1 protein-coding gene and 1 pseudogene are annotated in these 1,002 nt (G+C 62.5%); one reads left to right on the top strand and one right to left on the bottom strand.

The window, feature by feature from the left end; translation table 11 throughout:
* Nucleotides 1–225, top strand: a pseudogene (locus U4E84_RS18920) (TATA-box-binding protein); the annotation flags it as partial.
* Nucleotides 226–348: 123 nt separating this feature from the next.
* Here U4E84_RS18920 and U4E84_RS18915 read toward each other — a convergent pair.
* A partial coding sequence (locus U4E84_RS18915) for a Cdc6/Cdc18 family protein (protein WP_369698436.1) occupies nt 349–1,002 on the bottom strand: 654 nt, incomplete at its 5' end.

Raw genomic sequence — 1,002 nt, 5'->3', positions numbered from 1 at the left:
AACCTCAACCTGAACGCCCTCGCAATCGGGCTCGGCCTCGAGGACGTGGAGTACGAGCCGGAGCAGTTCCCCGGACTCGTCTACCGGATGGACGAACCCGAAGTCGTCATACTGCTCTTCGGGAGCGGAAAGATCGTTATCACCGGCGGCAAGCGGACCGACGACGCCGAGGAAGCAGTCGAGGAGATCGTCGAGCGTATCGAAGGGCTCGGCCTGCCCGGCTGAGGTTGAGTCGATCGGTCTGTTCGGTTCCCACTGTCCCGAGATAACCCGGTGACCGGTGTCGAGCGGCCGTCAGTCAGTGTCGAGCGGCCGTCAGTCAGTGTCGAGCGGCCGAGTACGGTTCTATTACGTTTCTGCGTCGTCTTCGGTGAGGACCTCTTTGACGACGTTCGGGTCCTCCAGAAGCTGGTGTTTCGTGTAACTTCCCTCGGCGCTGCCGCCGCTGTGTTTCGACTGTTCGATGATGTCGAGGAACGCGTGTTCCTTCAGGAGGTCGCGGACGCGACGCAGCGAGAGGCTGTCGGAGCCCTCTTGTCGACAGATGTTCTCGTAGATCTCGTACACGCGACTGGTCCGGAATCCGTCTTGCCGACCGTTCGAGAGCGACAGTAGCGCGAGCGCTTGGAGGACGTATCGGGAGTGCGGTGTCGACCCGCGGATAAGCTCTCGGAAGCGGTCGGTTTCGGCGCGCTCGCGCGCCTGCGTGACAAACTCTTCGCGGACCGTGGGTTCGCCGTTCGCCTGCGCGATCTCGCCCGCGTATCGGAGGATGTCGATTGCTTTCCGCGCGTCGCCGTGTTCGCGCGCAGCGAGCGCCGCGGCGCGAGGAATCGTCGAAGGTTCGAGCACGTCGTCGTGGAACGCGTCCGCACGCGCCTGCATGATCTCTCGTAGCTGGTTCGCATCGTACGGTGGGAAGACGAACTCGCGTTCACAGAGGCTCGATTTGACGCGTTCGTCCATCCGGTCTTTGTACTGGATCTTGTTGCTGATCCCGAC

Origin of the sequence: Halorubrum sp. AD140, from assembly GCF_034497445.1 — an archaeon.
Taxonomy (GTDB): Archaea; Halobacteriota; Halobacteria; order Halobacteriales; family Haloferacaceae; genus Halorubrum.
The sequence above is the reverse complement of the archived record's forward strand: the minus strand, read 5'-3'. Positions and strand labels throughout refer to the sequence as shown.